Source organism: Streptomyces sp. NPDC001020 (genome assembly GCF_053599115.1).
The window spans coordinates 130,729-144,110 of the sequence record NZ_JBSFLQ010000015.1 but is presented as its reverse complement, the minus strand read 5'-3'; the positions used below and the strand labels follow the sequence as shown (position 1 = coordinate 144,110).

14 protein-coding genes are annotated in these 13,382 nt (G+C 69.4%); 8 read left to right on the top strand and 6 right to left on the bottom strand.

Annotated features, from left to right (window positions below):
• The first annotated feature begins 123 nt into the window (after positions 1-123).
• The 5 genes from uraD to ACWDEX_RS16930 all read left to right on the top strand — a co-directional run bounded on the left by uraD (position 124) and on the right by ACWDEX_RS16930 (position 4,967).
• Complete coding sequence (gene uraD, locus ACWDEX_RS16950) at positions 124-642, top strand: 2-oxo-4-hydroxy-4-carboxy-5-ureidoimidazoline decarboxylase (protein WP_450464210.1); 519 nt, start codon at positions 124-126, stop codon at positions 640-642.
• Positions 639-1,037: a hydroxyisourate hydrolase gene (uraH, locus tag ACWDEX_RS16945; RefSeq protein WP_450464208.1), complete on the top strand. Its 399-nt coding sequence runs from the start codon at positions 639-641 to the stop codon at positions 1,035-1,037. The genes uraD and uraH overlap by 4 nt, the downstream gene beginning before the upstream one ends.
• Before the next feature lie 7 nt (positions 1,038-1,044).
• Entirely contained in the window at positions 1,045-1,983 is a 939-nt protein-coding gene (pucL, locus tag ACWDEX_RS16940) for a factor-independent urate hydroxylase (RefSeq protein WP_450464207.1), read from the top strand.
• A gap of 140 nt (positions 1,984-2,123) precedes the next feature.
• Complete coding sequence (locus tag ACWDEX_RS16935) at positions 2,124-3,503, top strand: 8-oxoguanine deaminase (protein ID WP_450464206.1); 1,380 nt, start codon at positions 2,124-2,126, stop codon at positions 3,501-3,503.
• 81 nt (positions 3,504-3,584) lie between these two features.
• A complete protein-coding gene (locus ACWDEX_RS16930) occupies positions 3,585-4,967 on the top strand; it encodes a nucleobase:cation symporter-2 family protein (protein ID WP_450464205.1) in 1,383 nt (460 codons plus the stop codon).
• A gap of 264 nt (positions 4,968-5,231) precedes the next feature.
• Here ACWDEX_RS16930 and ACWDEX_RS16925 read toward each other — a convergent pair whose 3' ends face one another.
• From ACWDEX_RS16925 to ACWDEX_RS16915, 3 genes are read right to left on the bottom strand one after another with little or no spacing between them, the layout of a single operon-like run.
• A complete protein-coding gene (locus ACWDEX_RS16925) occupies positions 5,232-5,837 on the bottom strand; it encodes a hypothetical protein (protein ID WP_450464204.1) in 606 nt (201 codons plus the stop codon).
• Entirely contained in the window at positions 5,834-7,309 is a 1,476-nt protein-coding gene (locus ACWDEX_RS16920; RefSeq protein ID WP_450464203.1) for a sensor histidine kinase, read from the bottom strand. The genes ACWDEX_RS16925 and ACWDEX_RS16920 overlap by 4 nt, the downstream gene beginning before the upstream one ends.
• Positions 7,306-7,998, bottom strand: coding sequence for a response regulator (locus tag ACWDEX_RS16915; RefSeq protein WP_450464202.1), 693 nt, complete (start codon positions 7,996-7,998; stop codon positions 7,306-7,308). Before ACWDEX_RS16915 ends, ACWDEX_RS16920 begins: the two co-directional genes overlap by 4 nt.
• Before the next feature lie 266 nt (positions 7,999-8,264).
• Between ACWDEX_RS16915 and ACWDEX_RS16910 the strand changes: the two genes are divergently transcribed.
• Positions 8,265-9,191 (top strand): DUF3152 domain-containing protein, encoded by a 927-nt coding sequence (locus ACWDEX_RS16910; protein ID WP_450464201.1) that lies wholly within the window; start codon positions 8,265-8,267, stop codon positions 9,189-9,191.
• A gap of 29 nt (positions 9,192-9,220) precedes the next feature.
• Here the strand turns inward: ACWDEX_RS16910 and ACWDEX_RS16905 are convergent, their stop codons facing one another.
• Positions 9,221-10,651 (bottom strand): MFS transporter, encoded by a 1,431-nt coding sequence (locus tag ACWDEX_RS16905; protein WP_450464200.1) that lies wholly within the window; start codon positions 10,649-10,651, stop codon positions 9,221-9,223.
• A gap of 102 nt (positions 10,652-10,753) precedes the next feature.
• Between ACWDEX_RS16905 and ACWDEX_RS16900 the strand changes: the two genes are divergently transcribed.
• Positions 10,754-11,155, top strand: coding sequence for a winged helix-turn-helix transcriptional regulator (locus tag ACWDEX_RS16900; protein WP_450464199.1), 402 nt, complete (start codon positions 10,754-10,756; stop codon positions 11,153-11,155).
• A gap of 207 nt (positions 11,156-11,362) precedes the next feature.
• Positions 11,363-11,809 (top strand): ester cyclase, encoded by a 447-nt coding sequence (locus ACWDEX_RS16895; RefSeq protein ID WP_450464198.1) that lies wholly within the window; start codon positions 11,363-11,365, stop codon positions 11,807-11,809.
• Between the two features lie 36 nt (positions 11,810-11,845).
• Here ACWDEX_RS16895 and ACWDEX_RS16890 read toward each other — a convergent pair whose 3' ends face one another.
• Together ACWDEX_RS16890 and ACWDEX_RS16885 are read right to left on the bottom strand one after the other, a co-directional pair.
• On the bottom strand, positions 11,846-12,475 hold the full coding sequence (locus ACWDEX_RS16890; RefSeq protein WP_450464197.1) for a hypothetical protein: 630 nt from the start codon (positions 12,473-12,475) through the stop codon (positions 11,846-11,848).
• 43 nt (positions 12,476-12,518) lie between these two features.
• A complete protein-coding gene (locus ACWDEX_RS16885) occupies positions 12,519-13,169 on the bottom strand; it encodes a histidine phosphatase family protein (RefSeq protein WP_450464196.1) in 651 nt (216 codons plus the stop codon).
• Positions 13,170-13,382 lie beyond the last annotated feature (213 nt).

The window sequence follows — 13,382 nt, the reverse complement described above, 5'->3', positions numbered from 1 at the left end:
ATCCGGGCGGCGGCTTTTGCTATCCGGAATTTTCAACAGACTGTTGACGTGGTGTTTCGGAGGGCGTTAGCTATCCGCAGCCCGTTCAGCACGAAGGCCGACCGACCCGCAGCGGAGGCTCCCGTGACTTCGACTTCCCCACCCCCGGGCCTGGCCCGTTTCAACGCCCTGCAGGAGCCCGCGGCCTTCGCCGCCCTCTACGAGGCGTGCGCCTCCACCGCCTGGGCGCGACGGCTGCTCGCCGCCCGCCCCTACGCCACCGCCGCCGATCTCTACGCCGCGAGCGACGCCGCCACGGCCGAGCTGACCACGGCCGACCTGGAGGAGGCGATGGCCGGGCACCCGCCGATCGGCCGCCCCAAGCCCGGGGATGCGACCTCGGCCCGGGAACAGCGGGGAATGGCCGGCGTTTCCGCGGGGCTCAAGGCGGAGATGCTCGAACTCAACCTGGCCTACCAGGAGAAGTTCGGGCACGTCTTCCTGATCTGCGCGACCGGCAGGTCCGGCGAACAGATGCGCGACGCGGTCAAGGAGCGGATCGGCAACGCGCCGGAGCGGGAACGGGAGATCATCCGCGTCGAGCTGGGCAAGATCAACCGCATCCGACTGGCCCGACTCGTCGAACAGGACGCAAGAGCATGAGCACCAGCGCCACCGCCTCCGTGTCCACCCACATCCTGGACACCAGTGCCGGCCGCCCCGCCGCGGGCATCGCCGTCCGGCTCGCCGCCCGCAGCGGGCGCGACGCGGACTGGCGGACGCTCGGCGGCTCCACGACCGACACCGACGGGCGGTGCAAGGACCTGCCGGCCCTGCCGGAAGGAACGACCCACGTACGGCTCGACTTCGCCGTGGAGCCGTACTTCGAGAAGAACCAGGCCGATGCGCAGCAGGACGCCCCCGCGAATCGGGACAGCGGTGCCCGAGGAGCGTTCTTCCCGGAGGTGGCGATCACCTTCGCCGTCGTGGCGGGGGAGCACTACCACGTACCACTGCTGCTCAATCCGTTCGGCTACTCCGTTTACCGAGGGAGCTAGCAGACACATGGCAGACCATCCCCGCCCTGTGATCCTGGGGCAGAACCAGTACGGCAAGGCCGAGAACCGCGTCGTCAAGATCACGCGGGACGGCGCCACCCACCACATCAAGGACCTGAACGTATCGGTGTCCCTCTCCGGCGACATGGAGGAGGTCCATTACTCCGGCTCCAACGCCAACGTACTGCCGACCGACACCACGAAGAACACGGTGTACGCGTTCGCCAAGGAGTACGGCATCGAGTCCGCCGAGCAGTTCGGCATCGACCTCGCCCGGCACTTCGTCACCTCGCAGGAGCCGATCCACCGGGCCCGTATCCGCATCGAGGAGTACGCCTGGGAGCGGATCGAGACCTCCGACGCGGGCTCCAGGTTCATCGACACCGAAGAGGTCAGGCACTCTTTCGTCCGCAAGGGCCAGGAGACCCGCCTGACCCAGATCACCTATGACGGCTCGTCGTGGGAGGTCATCTCCGGCCTCAAGGACCTCGTCGTGATGAACTCGACCAACTCCGAGTTCTGGGGCTACATCAAGGACAGGTACACGACACTCCCCGAGGCGCACGACCGTATCCTCGCCACGGAGGTCTCCGGCCGCTGGCGGTTCAACTGGACCGCCGACGAGCAGGAGACGCCCCACTGGGAGCAGTCCTACGAGCAGACCAGGAAGCACATGCTCCAGGCGTTCGCCGAGACCTACTCCCTCTCGCTGCAGCAGACGCTGTACCAGATGGCTGCGCGCATCATCGACAACCGCAGCGAGATCGACGAGGTCCGCTTCTCGCTCCCGAACAAGCACCACTTCCTGGTCGACCTGCGGCCGTTCGGGCTGAAGAACGACAACGAGGTGTACTACGCCGCCGACCGCCCCTACGGTCTGATCGAGGCCACCGTCCTGCGGGACGGCTGCGAGGCGAAGATCCCCATGGACCTCACCAACCTGTAAGCGTCCGTGGGTGCCCCCGGCCGCCGGGGGCATCCGCCCCTTCGGCGACCCGGACGGCCCCCGGACCCGGCTTCCGGGCCACGGCACTCGAACTCACAGCGTCCTGGCGTGCCCTGTCCACAGAGCGAAAAGGACCCACCATGGCAGCAACCCGGCGCATCGTCATCGAGAACTGCTCGATCGCGACCGTGGACGCCGAGGACACCGAGTACGCCTCGGGGTACCTCGTCGTCGCAGGAAACCTTGTCGAGGCGGTCGGCGCGGGCCAGGCCCCCGAGGGCCTGGAGAACGTCGTGCGCCGCATCGACGCCTCCGGCCATCTGGTGACCCCCGGCCTGGTCAACACCCACCACCACTTCTACCAGTGGATCACCCGGGGCCTGGCCACGGACCACAACCTCTTCGACTGGCTCGTCGCGCTGTATCCGACCTGGGCGCGCATCGACGAGGGCATGGTGTACGCGGCCGCGCAGGGCTCCCTGGCGATGATGGCCCGCGGCGGCGTCACCACCGCCATGGACCACCACTACGTCTACCCGAAGGGCTCCGGCGACCTGTCCGGCGCCATCATCCGCGCCGCCCGTGAGACGGGAGTCCGCTTCACCCTCGCCCGCGGCTCCATGGACCGTGGCGCGTCGGACGGCGGTCTGCCGCCGGACTTCGCCGTCGAGACCCTTCAGGGAGCGCTGGCCGCCACCGAGGCGACCATCGACGAGTACCACGACGCCTCCTTCGGGGCCATGACCCAGGTGGCCGTAGCCCCCTGTTCCCCGTTCTCCGTCTCGACCGAACTCCTCAGGCAGTCTGCCGGGTTGGCACGCAGGATGGGCGTACGTCTGCACACGCACGGCTCGGAGACGGTCGAGGAGGAGAAGTTCTGCCACGAACTGTTCGGCATGGGCCCGACGGACTACTTCGAGTCCACCGGCTGGCTCGGCGAGGACGTGTGGATGGCGCACTGCGTCCACATGAGCGACTCCGACATCGCCGCCTTCGCCCGCACCAGGACGGGCGTCGCCCACTGCCCGTCGTCCAACGCCCGCCTGGCAGCCGGCATCGCCCGCGTCCCCGACATGCTCGCCGCCGGTGTCCCGGTCGGTCTCGGTGTCGACGGGACCGCGTCCAACGAGTCCGGTGAACTCCACACCGAACTGCGCAACGCCCTCCTCATCAGCCGCCTGGGCGCCCATCGCGAGGCAGCCCTGAGCGCCCGTCAGGTGCTGCGTCTCGGAACCTACGGTGGCGCCCAAGTACTGGGCAGGACAGGAGAAATCGGTTCCCTGGAGCCGGGCAAGCTGGCGGACCTGGTGCTGTGGAAGCTGGACACGCTGGCCCACGCCTCGATCGCCGATCCGGTGGCCGCGCTGGTCTTCGGCGCGGCGGCCCCGGTCACGCTCTCGCTCGTCGGCGGCGAGCCGGTCGCGGAGAACGGCCGGTTGCTGCACGTCGACGAGGACGCGATCGCCCGCTCCACCCGGGAAGAGGCGCAGCGCCTCGCGCGGATCGCCGCGCAGGGCTGAGCAGGCGCGGGACCCCCCCACACGCACCACCTCCTTGACACCCACGTCACCGCCGACGTGCCACCGACCGGAGGAACCGCCGTGACCGCCCATCCCGTTGATGAGAAACTCCCCGCCCTCAAGATGGCGACGAGCGGTCTGCAACACGTGGCCGCCATGTACGCGGGGGTCGTCGCCCCGCCTCTGATCGTCGGCGCGGCCATCGGTCTTTCCGCAGGCGATCTGACCTTCCTCACCGGCGCCTGCCTGTTCACCGCGGGCCTGGCCACCCTCCTGCAGACCCTCGGCATCTGGAAGATCGGCGCCCGGCTGCCCTTCGTCAACGGTGTCACCTTCGCCGGGGTGGCCCCGATGACCGCGATCGTCGCCTCCGCCGAGGACAAGTCCGACGCCCTGCCGATCATCTTCGGCGCGGTGATCGTCGCAGGACTGCTCGGCTTCCTCGCGGCCCCCTTCTTCAGCAAGGCGGTCCGCTTCTTCCCGCCGGTCGTCACCGGCAGCGTGATCACACTCATCGGAGTGTCCCTGCTCCCGGTCGCCTTCGGCTGGGCCCAGGGCCCCGACCCCGCGGCGCACGACTACGGGTCGAGAACGAACCTCACCCTGGCGGGCATCACCCTCGTCATCGTCGTGCTGCTGCGCCGCTTCACCCGCGGCTTCGTCAAGCAGATCGCCGTCCTGCTCGGCCTGGTGGCCGGCACGCTCGTCGCGATCCCCTTCGACATCACGGACTTCGGGCCGATCGCCCACGCGGACGTCGCCGGTTTCCCGACCCCGTTCCACTTCGGGGCACCGCAGTTCCAACTGGCGGCGATCCTCTCCCTGTGCGTGGTGATGGTGGTCTCGATGACCGAGTCGACGGCGGACATGCTCGCGCTCGGCGAGATCGTGCAGCGTCCGGCGGACGAGCGGACCATCGCCGCGGGCCTGCGCGCGGACACCCTCGGCTCGGCACTCAGCCCCGTCTTCAACGGCTTCATGTGCAGCGCGTTCGCGCAGAACATCGGCCTGGTCGCCATGACCCGGATCCGCAGCCGCTATGTCGTCGCCACCGGTGGCGGCTTCCTGGTACTGATGGGCCTGTGCCCGATGGCCGCCTCGCTCATCGCCGTCGTACCGCGTCCGGTGCTCGGTGGCGCGGGCGTGGTGCTGTTCGGCTCGGTGGCCGCCAGCGGCATCCAGACCCTCGCCCGCGCGGGCCTGGAGAAGGACAACAACGTGCTGATCGTGGCCGTCTCGCTGGCCGTCGGCCTCATCCCGATCACCGCGCCGCACTTCTATCACGCCTTCCCCCAGACGGCGCGGATCGTCCTGGACTCGGGTATCTCGACGGGTTGCGTGGCGGCGGTCCTGCTGAACCTGGTGTTCAACCACCTCGGTAGGGGGCGGGACGCGCAGGACGTGACCCATCCGATGGAGTCGGGCGAGGAGATCGCCGGTACGCGGTCCGCGGCGGCGCGCTGAGTTCGTCTGAGGTGTACGGCGACTTCCGTACACCTCAGGCCCCATGGTGCACTCTGAACGCATGAACGAGTCGGGCCGCGTCGAGACCTTCAGTGACGGCGTTCCGTAACTCGACCGCCGCGAGGACGCCTCGCCGCACTCGAGGAGTCCTTGGACTGGTTGAGACGGGCTGAGTATGGGAGGGCCGGAGGCTCGGTCGATCCGGTCCGGGCTCCTTCCAGGTACCTTGAGCTCGGCGTTCAACGTCGCAGGCCGAGTGACGGGCTAAGGGCGAGCGGGGGGCCGCAATGTTGGTTGTCGTGGGTCGGGACAGTCCTTGTCCGTCCCCTCGGCGTGCCATCCGCTGACGTCGGACACGGTCACCGTCACCGTATCGCCGAACGGATGCCCTATGCGGTGAGCGGCAGCCGCCGTACAGACCAACTGTTCCGTCGCGAGGCGGGACAACTTGCCGAAGCCAGGAGGCAGTCGGATCGAGAGTGCGTCGCCTTGCAGCGATACGGTCAGGCCGTCCGGTGGGGTTTGCCTGGGCGCTGGGGAGGCGGGGGCCGACTCGGGAGCTGCACTGGCCAGTGCTTGGGGTACTTCGGCCGGTTTTCCGGGCATTTCGCTGGAGAGGTGCCCGTCTGCTTCCGCCGGCGTCGGGCCGATGAGGAGCATCTGTAGGGCGGCCTCGGCATCCCCGGGCCTGGCGGTGGTGCGGGGCACCGCGACGAGCGCGCCGTCCAGGACGAAGTAGACGGGCGTGATCGGCGTGATCCCGCTCGCGGGACCGCCGGCCTCCACGACCCCGGTCGTGGGGATCTCGCAGGCGCAGAGCGTGAGGAGCGCCGGGGCGATCAGTATCGCGAGTCGGTGGGTGGCTTTCATGGCCGGTTCTCCTTGGGCAGATCATCCTGCTGCAGCGGGAGTTCGACGGTGAAGAGGGCGCCTCCTGCTGGATGGCTGGCCGCGCGGAGTGTGCCGCCGTGCAGCCGGACGTTCTCGGCGGTGATCGAAAGGCCCAGCCCGCTGCCCTCGGAGCGGGTCCTGGCGGTGTCCGACTTGTAGAACCGCTCGAAGACATGCGGCAGCACGTCGTCGGGGATGCCGGGTCCGCTGTCCTGCACCTCGATGACGGCAAGGCTCTCGGTCCCGGCAGAACGACGCGCGTGAAGGGACACCCGCACGGGACGGGCGCCGTGTCGCAGGGCGTTGCCGACCAGATTGGCGACGACCACGTCGAGGCGGCGCGGGTCGAGGCGTCCACGCAACTCATCGGGCGCCGGCAGTTCTGTCTCCACACAGTCGGACCAGCCGCGGGAGGCGAGCGTACGCCGGATGGACTCGGCGAGGTCGATCTCGTCCAGGTGCAGGACCGCCGCACCCGCGTCGAAGCGGGAGACCTCCATCAAGTCGTTCACGAGGCGGGCGAGTTTCACCGTCTCCTCGCTGATCAGCCGTACCGCGGTGGCCGTGTCCGGATCCAGCCGGGCGGCGCCCTCGTCCAGGACGTCCGTGACCACCGACATGGCGGCCAGGGGCGTGCGCAGTTCGTGCGAGACGTCCGCGGCGAAGCGCCGGGCCCGGGCCTCCATCTCCCGCAACTCCGCCACCGAAGTCTCCAGCGCTGCGGCCGTCTCGTTGAACGTGTGTGACAGATCGGCAAGTTCGTCCACGCCGTTGACCACGAGCCGCGTGTCCAGGCGGCCCTCGGCGATGCTGCGGGTGGCGTGCCGCAGCGCTCGCACCGGCAGCAGAACTCCGCGGGCGGCCAGCAGGGCGAGCACCACTGCGAGTACGAGTGCCGGCACCATGGCGCGTTCGACGGCGGGCAGCAGGGCGTCGACGTACGCCTGCTCGGCGGTCTGCGGGACGACCAGAAACACCTGGACCCCGGACGGCAACTGGCTTCCGCCCAGGCTGTCGAAGGTGACTGGCATGCCGACGACCAGTGAGCTGCGGCCGTCCCTGCGTACCCGCTGGAAGACGGTGGCTCGTCTGGATCCGACGGCCTCCCGTACGGCCGGCGTCACCTCTTCGAAGGCGTCGCCGGGGACGGAGGAGGCGCTCAGCTCCCGGAACGTCACCAACACATGCCAGTTCCCTTGCGCCTCGGTGGCCGCAACGTCGGAGGCGAACCGCTGCAACATCGACTGGTCAGGGGGAAAGGGGAGTTCGTGCGCGCGCTGGCTGACCTGGGTTCGCAGTTGTCTGATCACCGCGTCCTGGCTCTGCTGGAGCACTCCGGTGCGCGCCTCCCTGAAGGTCAGCGCACCGGTGGCGGCCGTGGCGACGGTGGCGACGAGTCCGAAGGCCACCACCAGACGTGGGCGCAGACCGCGCAGCCGACGCGCCTTCACCGGGCGGCGAAGCGGTAGCCGAAACCGCGCACGGTGTGGATGTAGCGGGGGGCGCGGGGCGGCTCGTCCATCTTCGTGCGCAGCCGTTTGACACAGGCGTCCACCAGTCGGGCGTCGCCGTGGTAGTCGTGTTCCCAGACCGCCTCCAGCAGTTGCTGTCTGCTGAAGACCTGGCCGGGCGAGGCGGACAGGGTGAGCAAGAGCCGTCGCTCTGAGGGGGCGAGTGCTATCGACTCGCCGTTGAGCGTGATGGTCAGTCCCGCCCGGTCGATGGTCAGATCCCCGTAGGTGTCGATCTTCGGCAGGGCGGTGCCGGCGGACGCCCCGCCGGCACGGCGCAGGACGGCACGGATGCGTGCGTCGAGCTCCCGGGCCTGCACAGGCTTGACCACGTAGTCGTCGGCACCCGCCTCCAGGCCGACGACGATGTCCACCTCGTCGCCCCGCGCGGTCGCCATGATGATCGGCAGTGTCTGGTCGACGGCCCGTATGCTGCGGCACACCTCGAGGCCCGTCATGCCGGGCAACATCAGATCGAGGATGACGATGTCCGGCCGGAAGGACCGCAGTTGGTCCATCCCCTCCTCGCCGGTCCCGGCGGCGGCGACGTCATGGCTCTGCATACGCAGGGCCAGGGTGACGCCCTCGCGGACGGCGCGGTCGTCTTCGATCAGCAGTACACGTGGCATGGACCCAGTATCCGAGTGCCGCCCGCTCGGTCGGAAAACGGCTACCCGTTCACCATCCGCCGGCCGTCCGAGACCGACGCGGGCAGATCGGGCGAGGTGACACCCCGCCAAGGACCCCTCTCGGTGACGTTACGGAATGACCCAATGGCCCCAGGGCAGCCGGTCGCCCGGTCCGAATCGGTGAGAGCCACGGGCAAACCGCTCGTTACCACTTCGTGATCATTCGAGCTCATGGTGATCACATGAGGTGACCATTTTGGGTTGCCATGCATGCGGCACGAGAGCGGACATCCGCACGGCCCACCGGCGACGTCGGCGCCTCCCACCTCGGTGGCCGGCACCGGTCCTCCCACCTGCGGGGCCGTCCACACCGGCGGGGCCGTCCACACCGGCGTGGCCGTCCACGCCGACGGGGTCGGAGGTATCTGATCGGCGCGCTGGTGGCCGTCGGCCTGCTCGGCTCGGCAACGTACTTCCTGAACGGTGGACGAAGTGACGCGTCGAGCGGTGCGCCGCACCCGCGGAGCACGGTGCACGACGCCCCCGCGCCCATCCCGACACCTACGCCAACCCCCACCCCTACCCCCACTCCGACCCCTACCCGGTCCAAGATCGACGTCCCCTCGAAGGGCGCCGGCGCGTTCGTCACCGCGCATGCCAGTGGCACGAAGGTCGGTCGGGGACCGCGTCCTCTCCGCTACGTGGTGGAGGTCGAGACCGGGCTGGACATCTCGCCCACCCAAGCGGCCGGCGAGATCGCCGACATCCTCGCTGCTCCCCGGGGCTGGACTCACAACCCGGCCTATGCTTTCCAGTTGGTGAGCGCAGGAGCACCCCATGACCTCACGGTGAAGATCGCGACACCGGGAACTGCGGACGCCCTGTGCTGGGCGGGCATCCACCAGGACACCCAAGGCGAATACAACTGCGAGGTCCCCGACGGGGTGGTGGTGAACCTCAGGCGCTGGGTCGAGGGCTCGCCCACGTTCGACGGTCCGATCCATGACTACCGGGCGCTGATCATCAACCATGAGATGGGGCACTTTCTGGGCTACACGCACGCGACCTGTGCGGGTCCCGGGCAGCCGGCCCCCGTGATGATGCAGCAGATCAAGGGTCTGCACGGATGCGTCGCCAACGCCTGGCCCTATGACAAGAACGGTCACTTCGTCTCCGGGCCGCACGTGACGTGATCCGGCGGCCGCTCCCGGAGGTGCGCCACTCACTCCGCCCGAGGCCGCAGCACGACCGCCGCCAGCGCCAGCGCCCCCACCGCGAACCCCACTGCCACCCGGAACGCCAGCCGGTAACCCTCCGCTGTGGCAGGGATGAGCTCGGCACCCTGGGTGAGCAGTCCGTCGGTCCGGTGCGCCGCCAGTGTCGACAGCACGGCGAGACCCAGCGAACCACCCACCACCTGCGTGGTGTTGAACAGTCCGGAGGCCACACCCGCGTCCTCCGCGCGCGCCCCGGACATCGCGAGTCCCGTCAGCGCGGGCATCGCGGCGGCGAACCCGGCGGCGAGCAGCAGCAGCGGCGGCAGTACGTCGGCGACGTACGAGCCGTGCACGGGCGCCCGGCCGAGCAGCACCATTCCGGCGACGATGAGTACGAGTCCGGCTGACAGCACCCCGTGCGCGCCGAACCGTCCGATCGTCCGGGCCGACAGGCCCAGCATCAGGACCCCGATGGTGATCGGCGTCGGCAGGAACGCCGTACCGGTGAGCAACTCGCTGTAACCGAGGACGCGTTGGAGGTAGAGGGCGCCGATGAACTGGAAGCCGTACATGGTTCCGATCATCAGGATCTGGACGGCGTTCGCTCCCGTCAACAGCCGGGAGCGGAACAGTCGCAGCCGCAGCAGCGGACGCGTGGCGCGGGCCTGCCGGACGGTGAACGCCACGAACAGGGCGAGGGTGAGTGCGGCCAGGAGCAGGGTGGCGGTGAGGCTGCGGCCGCCGGAGCCGACGATGACGTACACCGCGAGCATCAGCGCACCGGTGACGAGGGCCGCTCCGGGGAAGTCCGCGCCCTTGCCAAGGCCGGCGCCGTGCTCCGGTGCCAGAACCCGAACCGCCGCGAGCCAGGCGGCCAGTCCGATGGGCAGGTTGATGAGGAAGATCCAGTGCCAGCTCAGGGCCTGTGTCAGCGCTCCGCCGAGGAACGTACCGAGCGCCCCGCCCGCCGCGCCGACCGCGCTGAACACCGCGATGGCGCGGGCCTGTTCACGCGGTTCGGGAAACAGTGCCACCAGCATGCCGAGCACCACGGCCGACGCCATGGCCCCGCCGACACCCTGCGCGGCCCGCGCCGCGATCAGCACACCCTGACTGGTGGCGACCCCGCACAGCACGGAGGCCGCGGTGAACACGGCGAGCCCCGCTGCGAACATCCGCTTGCGGCCCAGGAGGTCCCCGAGGCGGCCGGCCAGCAGGAGCAGCCCGCCGAAGGGGATCAGATACGCGTTGACGACCCAGGCGAGCCCCGATCCGCTGAAACCGAGGTCGCTCTGGATCGCCGGCATCGCGACGGTGACGATGTTGCCGTCCAGGATCGTCATCAGTGTCCCCGCGCACAGGACGACCAGGGACGCCCAGCGGGAGTACGTTCGGGGTGGCGTGGTCCGGGACGGTGACTCGATCGTGGTCGACATGGCCTTGCTGGCCTCCACATCCTCTGTGAGCACCAAAGGTGCACGACTTGTAACGGAGTACATCGTGAGTGACCATGAAGGGCGGCATAAGGAGGCAGTTCCATGTCCCAGAGGAACACCGGTGTTACCTCGCAGGTGGTGAACGCGCAAGCGTGCCCGGTCCGTGAAGTTCTTGACAGGGTCGCCGGCAAATGGAGCGTGCAGATCCTCGTGGCCGCCGCGCACGGTCCGATCCGCTTCACCGAGTTGGAGCGCGGCATCGAGGGCATCAGCCGCCGCATGCTCACCCTGACCCTGCGCAACCTGGAACGCGACGGACTCGTCACCCGCACCGTCCACCCGACGGTACCGCCGAAGGTCGAGTACGAACTCACGCCGATCGCCTGGGAGTTGCACGCGACCCTGCTGTCGCTCACTGACTGGGCGGAGCGGCACCGGGTGGCGATCGCCGAGGCACGTGCGAGTTACGACGCCGAGCACCGACCGGAGCTGGTCGACGCCTAGGCCCTAGCTGATCAGTCGGCCGTACTGACCACGTCCTGGTCGACGAGGGAAGGCTGACCACCCATTTCCGGGCTGTCAACGAGTGACTGCGGCGCGAGGGACCTTGAGGGCCGACGGCGGAGACGCATGTCACATTCGTTCATGTCACATAGTGACGAGCCGTTCTGTCATAGGTGTGTAGCCACCGACAACGGCAGAGGAGTTCCCATGGATGCAACCGCCCAGGCAGCAAGCAACAAAGCGACGCTCCACCGCTTCCATGACGCCGTGAACACTCGCGACGCAGAGGTCATCTCGAAGACGATCGACGAACTCATCGAGCCGAACGTGCTGTTCCACGCGCCGGTACCCATGGGTGAGACGGGGGCGCAGGCACTCAAGCGGGTGTGGACCGTGCTCCTTCGTGCGTATCCCGACATTCATGTCGCGGTCGAGGATGTGATTGCCGAGGGAGACAAGGTCGTCGGCAGGAACACGGTTACCGGGACCCACCAGGGCGAGTACCTGGGCCTCGCGCCGACCGGCAAATCCGTCAAGTACAACGAGATCTTCATCATGCGCTTCGCCAACGGCCGAGTCGCCGAGATCTGGGGGGTCGTGGACGTCCTCACGCAGATGCGGCAGCTCGGCATGACTCCTGGAAGCCCTTCTTGACCAGGGTCAGCGCAATGGAGAGTCTGGTCGAGGCGATCACACCCGTCGCGGAGACGCCAGCAGATAACGGGCCCCCGTCCGCGGCTCGGTGTGCTCGCTCACCTGCCAGCCCGCCCGCTCCAGCGTGGCCGCGCAGGCGCGCAGCGCCGTGAGGTCCGCCTCGTGCACGGCGACCGCCTCGGGCTGCGGGGTGGCGCGGACCCGGTAGCCGAGGCCATCGGCGCCGGTCGCGGGCCGCTGCCCCGCCGCCTCCAGTGCGAGCGCGGCGGCCCGCACCAGATGCTTACGCTCCCAGCCGCACGGACGGTCCGTGGCGCCCCCGGGATTGGTCATCCGGCGCAGTTCCAGCAGCCCCTCCCAGGCGCCGCGCACCTCCCGCAGCCGCGCGGGCCCGGTGTCGGGGGACTCCTCGCCACCGACCCGCGCGGCGAACGCGCCTGTGTCCGCCGCGGCCGGGGCGACCCGTACGGCCTCCTCGGCGGGCGCCTCCCGTATGCGATGCCCCGCCGGAGTCAGGAAGTGGTCGTGCGGTGGACGCGGATGCCGGAAGGCCAGCCCCCGCTTCACCAGCGCGGCCAGCTGCGCGTCTGTGCCCTTCAGTCGCCCGGTGACGGGATCGGCGGCGTCGATGACACGCCGCTGCGCGGCGGTCGGCGGTTGTGCCACGGCGTACTCCTTCCCACGGAGGGCCGGCGCGCGTGAGCGCCGGTCACTCCCCGTCGAGGCCCGCTTCCCCTTCTGAGAGGGACCCATGGGAACAGTACGTGTCGGGTCTGACATTCCAGCCGGCCACCACATGGCGGCGGTGCTCCGTGCTCAAGCGGCTCATCGTCCCCGTGGAGAGCTGGAACAGGGCCCCGGCCGACACGGGCATCCCGAGCCGCCGCGCGGCCAGTACCCGCAGGAAGTGCCCGTGCGAGACGACCACCACGCTGCCCTCCGCCTCGGCGAGTGCCGCGTCGATCTTGGCGAGCATGCGCTCCGCGCGCTGCCCGACCTCGTCCGGGCTCTCCCCGGGGTGCTCGGGCGGACCGGGCACCACACCGTCGGTGAACAGGAACCAGTCCGGCTGGGTCCGGTGGATCTCGACGGTCGTGACCCCCTCGTACCCGCCGTAGTCCCACTCGGACAGATCCGCGTCGACGCGCGCCCCACCGACCCCCGCCAGCCGCGCCGTCTCCTGAGCCCGCTGCATCGGGCTGACGAACGCCGCCGCGATGCTGTGCCGGGCGATCAGCGGGGCCAGCCGGCGCGCCTGCTCACGGCCGTTGTCGGTCAGCGGGATGTCGGTCCATCCCGTGTGCCGCCCGGACAACGACCACTCGGTCTCACCATGCCGCACGAGGAGCAGATCACCCATCGCCGTACCCTTTCTGTCCCCTTCGTACGGAGACACCTCCGGACGGCATCCGCACGATCGGCTGCGCCGGTCAGTTCATCAGTGATCCATAGCGTACGAGACGAAGGCGGCCCACTGCCGGGGGGTGACGGCGAGGCGGGGGTGCTCCAGCTCGTCTTCGGTGAACGGTGGCCGGAGGCCCCCCACGCCGAGAGGGCGCGGCGGGCCTCCGCA

Bases quoted from the DNA above. Each gene is read 5' to 3' on its own strand.
- ACWDEX_RS16925 (WP_450464204.1), bottom strand. From the start codon at position 5,837: ATGAAAGCCACCCACCGACTCGCGATACTGATCGCCCCGGCGCTCCTC.
- ACWDEX_RS16935 (WP_450464206.1), top strand. From the start codon at position 2,124: ATGGCAGCAACCCGGCGCATCGTCATCGAGAACTGCTCGATCGCGACC.
- ACWDEX_RS16905 (WP_450464200.1), bottom strand. From the start codon at position 10,651: ATGTCGACCACGATCGAGTCACCGTCCCGGACCACGCCACCCCGAACG.
- ACWDEX_RS16895 (WP_450464198.1), top strand. From the start codon at position 11,363: ATGGATGCAACCGCCCAGGCAGCAAGCAACAAAGCGACGCTCCACCGC.
- pucL (WP_450464207.1), top strand. From the start codon at position 1,045: ATGGCAGACCATCCCCGCCCTGTGATCCTGGGGCAGAACCAGTACGGC.
- uraH (WP_450464208.1), top strand. From the start codon at position 639: ATGAGCACCAGCGCCACCGCCTCCGTGTCCACCCACATCCTGGACACC.
- ACWDEX_RS16915 (WP_450464202.1), bottom strand. From the start codon at position 7,998: ATGCCACGTGTACTGCTGATCGAAGACGACCGCGCCGTCCGCGAGGGC.
- ACWDEX_RS16910 (WP_450464201.1), top strand. From the start codon at position 8,265: ATGCATGCGGCACGAGAGCGGACATCCGCACGGCCCACCGGCGACGTC.
- ACWDEX_RS16900 (WP_450464199.1), top strand. From the start codon at position 10,754: ATGTCCCAGAGGAACACCGGTGTTACCTCGCAGGTGGTGAACGCGCAA.
- ACWDEX_RS16885 (WP_450464196.1), bottom strand. From the start codon at position 13,169: ATGGGTGATCTGCTCCTCGTGCGGCATGGTGAGACCGAGTGGTCGTTG.